Origin of the sequence: Hydrogenibacillus schlegelii (genome assembly GCF_001653195.1) — a bacterium.
Taxonomy (GTDB): domain Bacteria; phylum Bacillota; class Bacilli; order Thermicanales; family DSM-22653; genus Hydrogenibacillus; species Hydrogenibacillus schlegelii.
The window spans coordinates 63707-69902 of the sequence record NZ_JXBB01000005.1 but is presented as its reverse complement, the minus strand read 5'-3'; the positions used below and the strand labels follow the sequence as shown (position 1 = coordinate 69902).

5 protein-coding genes and 1 pseudogene are annotated in these 6196 nt (G+C 68.4%); 1 reads left to right on the top strand and 5 read right to left on the bottom strand.

The genetic code is table 11. The features are described from left to right. From SA87_RS02945 to argF, 3 genes and pseudogenes are all read right to left on the bottom strand, one after another. Window positions 1-952, bottom strand: a pseudogene (locus SA87_RS02945) (IS200/IS605 family accessory protein TnpB-related protein); the annotation flags it as partial. Then, a complete protein-coding gene (locus SA87_RS02940; RefSeq protein ID WP_066198937.1) occupies window positions 936-1571 on the bottom strand; it encodes an IS607 family transposase in 636 nt (211 codons plus the stop codon). The pseudogene SA87_RS02945 and the gene SA87_RS02940, both read right to left, overlap by 17 nt. Window positions 1572-1707: 136 nt before the next feature. Beyond that, entirely contained in the window at window positions 1708-2670 is a 963-nt protein-coding gene (gene argF, locus SA87_RS02935; RefSeq protein ID WP_245637622.1) for an ornithine carbamoyltransferase, read from the bottom strand. Window positions 2671-3009: 339 nt separating this feature from the next. On the opposite strand from argF, the gene SA87_RS02930 reads away from it, so the two are divergent. Next, a complete protein-coding gene (locus tag SA87_RS02930; protein ID WP_066198932.1) occupies window positions 3010-3858 on the top strand; it encodes an HAD family hydrolase in 849 nt (282 codons plus the stop codon). A gap of 50 nt (window positions 3859-3908) precedes the next feature. On the opposite strand, the gene SA87_RS02925 is transcribed toward SA87_RS02930, so the two are convergent. Further along, on the bottom strand, window positions 3909-5114 hold the full coding sequence (locus SA87_RS02925) for an aspartate aminotransferase family protein (RefSeq protein ID WP_066198930.1): 1206 nt from the start codon (window positions 5112-5114) through the stop codon (window positions 3909-3911). Next, entirely contained in the window at window positions 5089-6165 is a 1077-nt protein-coding gene (argB, locus tag SA87_RS02920; RefSeq protein ID WP_156516479.1) for an acetylglutamate kinase, read from the bottom strand. The genes SA87_RS02925 and argB overlap by 26 nt, the downstream gene beginning before the upstream one ends. Window positions 6166-6196: the final 31 nt, after the last annotated feature.

Genomic DNA, 6196 nt, shown 5'->3' with positions numbered 1-6196 from the left:
CGAGCCCCACGCCGTCGGGGTTGATGTCGACGGAAAGAACGCCGCGGGAAAGATCCGGCTCGGGACGTTCGTCCAGTTCCAGCGCGATGTGAACGCGAAAGCGTCCGTCCGGGCCCCGGATCAGTTCCACGGTGTACGGCCGCTTTTCGGCGAGCCACCCGAGAAGGCGCGCCCGGTGCTTCTCGGGAATCCAGAGTCGCCCAAGGACGCGGGGCGCCCGGCGCATGATCGAACGACCCAGGCGGTCGACGCCGGTAGGTTCCGATAGGTGAGAAAGGGTGACGGCCATGCGGAATTCGCGCCCGTCGAACGCAATCTTCATGTTGGGGTTACCGCCTTTGGTGCGGTCCCCGCGGGCGTAAAGCCGGTTCTTGCGGGCTGCCCGCCACTCGTCTCGAGTGGCCTTTCCCTTGCAAACGTTCCGCCAGAGCTTTCTTCCTCCAAAGATCGCCGTGGGGACGGTTCCGTTTTCTTTGTGTTCTCTTAACTCCTTCAGTTTCTTTTCCAGCGCGGAAACGCGCGCCTGCCTTCCCGGGACGGTCCGATCGAGCGTCCGGAGTTCGTCTTTCGAGAGGCCGTTCTTCTCGGCCCGGCTCCGTTTCTCCATGGCCCAGCCGAGTTTCTTTCGCGCCCGCCGAAGCTTCGCTTCGGTCGTTTCGATCTCAAGCTCCAGAAGTTCTTTCTGCGCATCGATCATGCCTTGCGCCTTCAGGCGGGCATCGTCGACATAGCGGGAGTTGAGGCCAAAAAGATCCTGCCCTTGCTTTTTGATTTCCGTGCGGGAAAACCCCTTCAAAATCCGCTTGTAAGACCATCGCAGGCAGGCGGAGAAAAGCCGCATCTCGGTGGTCAGGGGATCTTCTTCGCCCCGGGCCCACTTCCCGGACCGAAAGGCCGGGTAAACTTCGGGGAAGAATTCTCCGATGATCGTGAAGCTATTCTTCACGGACACGCCGCATCAGCTCCTGAAAGCCCCGGCGGATTTTCCTTCCCCCACGGGCGCCGTAGATTCTGGCGGAAAAAGACGTGATGATGGCCAGAAGATCCTGAACGAGCTCCGCGTGCGCCTCTTCCGGTTCTTTCGGTGAGATCACTTCGATTTCTACGCCGCAGAACTTCAGGTGCCGTTCGAGGTAATCAAAGCCAAATCGTGCCAGGCGGTCGGGAGATTCGATGAGAAGCCGTTTGAACTCGCCCTGTTCGGCCGCCTTAAGCATTCGGTCCAATCCGCGGCGCTTCTGATTCAGGCCGGAGGCCACGTCCGTGTATTCGGCCACCACCCGGTATCTTTTCTCCCCGGCGTAAGCCCGAAGCCTTTCCAGCTGCCGATCGAGGTTTCCCGCGTCGGCCTCTTTTTTCGTCGAGACCCGGGCGTAGAGAGCGACCGCATCGGGTTCTGTTTCGTTCATCCCTCCTGCCTTCAGGATGCGGTCGATTTCTTCTGTCGGGTATCTTCGGTGGCCGCTCGGAAGCCGAATCGGTCGGATGAGCCCTTTTTTCTCCCACTCCCGGAGACGGTTGGGGTGCACGCCGAGCTTTTTCGCCGCTTCGCGGATGGATAGAAGTTCCATGCTATTATAGTATCAGAACAGTGAATTTCAGTCAATAAAAAGGTGGTTATTTGTAACTGCTACGAACCTCCTTGAAGTTCTCCTTGAAATCGATCTTTGCCGTTCTCGGTCACCGAAGGCCGTCGCTTCAGGCGGCCTACAGGCGGCCCGGTTCCGCCGCTTCGGCCAGGACGGCCTCCAGGCGGCCGAACAGATGAAGGAGAATCGCTTTGTGGGCGTGGAGGCGGTTTTCCGCCTCGTCGAAGATGACCGACCGGGGCCCGTCCAGGACGTCGGCGGTCACTTCTTCGCCCCGGTGGGCGGGCAGGCAGTGCAGGACGATCGCATCCGGCCGCGCCGAGGCGAGCAGGCGCTCATTGACCTGGTAAGGCCCGAGGATCGCCCGCCGTTCGGCCGCTTCCGCCTCCCGGCCCATGCTCGTCCAGACGTCGGTGATGACGACGTCCCGATCGGCGACGGCCGCGACGGGATCGGTCGTCCAGAGGAAACGGGCGCCGCTTTCGGCCGCCGCCGCCTCGGCCCAAGCGACGATCGCCGGATCGGGGGCGTAGACGTCCGGGGCGGCCACGGCGAGGTCGAGGCCGAGGAGGGCCGCCGCCTCGATCCACGAGTGGGTCACGTTGTTCCATCCGTCGCCGACGTAGGCGATTTTCATCCCGCGGAGGGCGCCTTTTTTTTCGAGGACGGTCAGGAGATCGGCGACGACCTGCGTCGGATGGTGCCGGTCCGTCAGGCCGTTGATCACCGGGACGGCGCTGGCGGCGGCGTAGGCCTCGATCCGTTCGTGGGCGGTCGTCCGGATCATGACCGCGTCGACGTAGCGGGCGAGAACCCGGGCCGTGTCCTCGATCGGCTCACCCCGGCCGAGCTGCATTTCTTCCGACCTCAGGACGATCGCCTGCCCGCCGAGTTCGAGCATCCCGACTTCGAAGGCGACCCGAGTCCGGGTGGACGGTCTTTCGAAGATCATCGCCAGCGTCCGGCCGGCGAGGGGCGCTTCCTTTTGCACTTCGCGTCGCCGGCGCTTGACGGCCGCGGCGCCCCGGACGACCTGTTCCAGCACTTCGGCCGTCCAATCGGAGATTTTGAGGAAATGCACGGCGATCCCGCCTCCGTTCTTCATCGTCGGCTGTGCCTGCCGCTTGGGCGCCCCCCGTCCGTCGGTCGCCGCCAGGGACGGGGGCGGCGCGCCCCGACCGACCGCCGTAGCGGACCGCTTTCGCGTCTCGTCCGAAGGCTGCCGCTCCCGGCGGGGGCGGCGCGCCCCGGCCGACCATCGCCTGAGCAGGCCGGACGGCCCAGCGCTTGACGTCGGCGGAAAGTCATGTCAGAGTGATGGTGAGGAAACCGCCTCTCCGAGAGGGTAAAACGCCCGGCGGCGCCCAAGAGGCGTCACCGATTTCGTCGCCAAAACGGACCGGTTGGAAGGAGGGCCCTCGTGCGGACGCCGGATCCCTTCAAGCTCGTCGTTTTCGACCTCGACGGGACGCTCTACGAGGAGACGCACCACTTCGACCGCTACGCCGAGGAGATCGCCGCCCGCCTTCCGGACGGATCGCGGGAGGCGTTCTGGCGGGATTACCGCGACGCCGAACGGGGCCGGCACACCCTCCGCCTCGGCCGGGCGTATGACGCGCAGGCGGATCTCATCCTCGCCCACCGCCGCGGCCGGGTCACCGGCGCCTGGACGTGGGACGGCCGGGCGCTTCCGGCCGACGAAGTGGCCCGCCGGTATCCGGAGCCGCTCCGGTTCGATCGGGAGACGCTCATGAACATCGGCGACCCGTGGTGGCTCCCGATCGCCGTTGCCGTCCACTACGGCCTCGGGCCGGAGCCCCTCGCGGAGGCGTTTTTGGCCACGCGGGCGTTTATGCAGAGCGAGGCGTTCGTCATGCGGCCGATCCCCGGCCTCCGGGACTGGATCGACCGCTTCCGCGCCCGAGGCGGAAAGACCGCCCTCATGACGAACAGCCCGGAGCCGGACAGCCGGACGATCCTCCGCAAGCTCGGCCTGGAAGACGCCTTCGACGCCCTGATCTTCTGGGCGGAAAAGCCGGCGAAGACGGAAGGGCATCTCCTCCGGCTGCTCGCCGAGTTCGGCGTCCGGCCGGAAGAAGCGGTGAGCGTCGGCGACAACTGGCCGAACGACATCGCCCCCGCCCGGCGCCTCGGCCTCTACACGGTCTTCGTCGATCCTTACGGCCTCGGCGAAGCGGACGACGCCGACTGCATCGTCCCGTCCCTCCGGGAGGCGCTCCGGCGCGCAGAAGCCTCCGGTCGGCGCTGATGCCCGGCCGGTGGGGCGGCTTCGGCACCGGCCGCCCCGGCGCCTCGGTCTCATTCGCTCCCCGGAATGCCGGCGGCGGAGCGCTCCTTTAAGACGGCGTCGAGGGCGGCGAGAAACCGGTCGATCTCCGCTTCGCCGACGGTAAGGGGCGGCAGGATGCGGACGACGTTCGGCCCGGCGGTGAGGACGAGGACGCCCGCTTCCCGGAGGCGGTCGACGAGGGGCCGGGCGCCGTCCGGAAAATGCTCCGGCGACAGGCCGAGGCCGAGGAGAAGCCCCAGTCCCCGCACTTCGAGGCCGGCATGCCGCCCGGCGATCGCATCGAGGCCGCGGCGGAGCCGGGTCGCCGCCTCCCGGACCCGGGCGAGGAAGGCGGGATCGGCGACCACATCGAGCACCGCCTCGGCGGCGGCCATCGCCAGGGGATTCCCGCCGAACGTCGAGCCGTGGGTGCCGGGTCCGAAGACGGCGGCGACCGCCTCCCGGGCGAGGAGGGCCCCCACCGGCACGCCGGCGCCGAGTCCCTTGGCGAGGGTCATGACGTCGGGTTCAAACCCGTACTGTTCGTAGGCAAAAAGCGTCCCCGTTCGGCCGATACCCGTCTGCACTTCGTCGACGATGACGAGGGCGCCCTGAGCCCGGGACCGTTCGACGAGGGCCTGCACCCATGCGGGGTCCGCCGGCGTGACGCCCCCTTCCCCCTGCACGAGCTCGAGCATGACGGCGATGGTCGTCCCGTCGATCGCCTCGAGGGCCGCCGGATCGTTATACGGGAGAAACCGAAAGCCCGGGAGCATCGGCTCAAAGCCGTCCCAGTGGGCCGGCTGGCCGGTCGCCGAAAGGGCCCCCATCGTCCGGCCGTGAAACGACCGGTGAAAAGCGACGATCGTGCCGCCGTCCAGGCCTCGGACCTTCCGGGCGTAGCGCCGGACGAGCTTGATCGCCGCCTCGTTCGCCTCGGTCCCGCTGTTGACGAACAGGACCCGGTCGGCAAAGCTCAGACGGACGAGCCGCTCGGCGACGGCCTCCTGGTGGGGGCTTTCAAAAAGGTTGGACGTGTGCCAGAGCGCCTCGAGCTGCGCCTCGAGGCGCTTTTTGACCGCCGGCGGGACGTGGCCGAGGGAGAGCACGGCGATGCCGGAGGTGAAATCGAGGTACCGGCGGCCGGCGGCGTCGACGACGTAGGCCCCCTCCCCGCGGACGATCCGGACGGGAAAACGGGCGTACGTGTCAAAGAGGACGGACGACCCGGGCATCGGACATGCCTCCTTCCGTTCCCGAAAAACGGCCCCACCCGGTGTCGCCGGCGGCGGCACCGCTCCCGGCCCCCGGGGTGTCGGCCGCACGGGGCTCGGCCTGATCGCCGCCGAACGCCGTCGGGCTTGGCCGGTCGGCGGCGGGAGCGGCAGCGGCGACCGCGGACTCGGCCGTCTTATCCGCCCTCAAACCGGGACCGGCGGACCGGTCGCCGAGGCCCGATCCGTCGGCTCCGTCCGCGACGATGCGCGTCCCGATCGGCGCTCCCTGGACGTCCGAAGGAACCGGCGCCACCGGCGATCCACACCGGCCGACGGCGAGGAGGGCCGCCGGATCTGCGCCGACGATCCACGCCGCCGGCGCCCCGCCCTCGACGGCCCGGACGGCCGCCCGCACCTTCGGAATCATGCCGCCGGTGATCGCGCCGCCGGCGATGTGCGCCTCCGCTTCGGCGGCCGGAAGCGCCGGCAGCACCGTCCGACCGGCCGGCGTCTCCACAAGGACGCCGGGGACGTCGCTCACGAAGACGACGCCGTAGCCGAGGGCGGCGGCGAGGGCGGCAGCCGCCTCATCGGCGTTTACATTGTACGCCTCCCCGTCCGGCCCGAGACCGAGGGGCGCGACGACGGGCACGCAGCCGGCCTTCTGAATCGCCCGAAGCGGCGCCGGGTCGACCGCCCGGATGGTGCCGACCCGACCGAGGGCACCGCCGTCCTTCGGCTCGACGGCGATGAGGCGGGCGGCAGCGCCGCTTACGCCCCACGCCGGCACGCCGGCCCGAAGGAGCGTCCGAACGACGGCGCCGTTCAGCTCGCCGGCGAGGACCCCTTCGACGACGGCGAGCGTCGCCGCATCGGTCACCCGGAGGCCGCCCCGCTTTTCGATCGCCAGCCCGAGCGACTTCAGGCGGGCGTCGATCGCCGGCCCGCCGCCGTGAACGACGACGATCGGCCGCTCGTCCGCGAGCGCCTTGAGCGCTCCGAACCAGGCGGCGCCTGCGGCATCGAGGACGCTCCCCCCGATTTTGATCACCAGGCCGCCCGTCTCCATCCGGCTCTCCACTCCCTCTGTTTGTTTGGGT

Bases quoted from the DNA above. Each gene is read 5' to 3' on its own strand.
- argB (WP_156516479.1), bottom strand. From the start codon at position 6,165: ATGGAGACGGGCGGCCTGGTGATCAAAATCGGGGGGAGCGTCCTCGAT.
- SA87_RS02940 (WP_066198937.1), bottom strand. From the start codon at position 1,571: ATGGAACTTCTATCCATCCGCGAAGCGGCGAAAAAGCTCGGCGTGCAC.
- SA87_RS02925 (WP_066198930.1), bottom strand. From the start codon at position 5,114: ATGCCCGGGTCGTCCGTCCTCTTTGACACGTACGCCCGTTTTCCCGTC.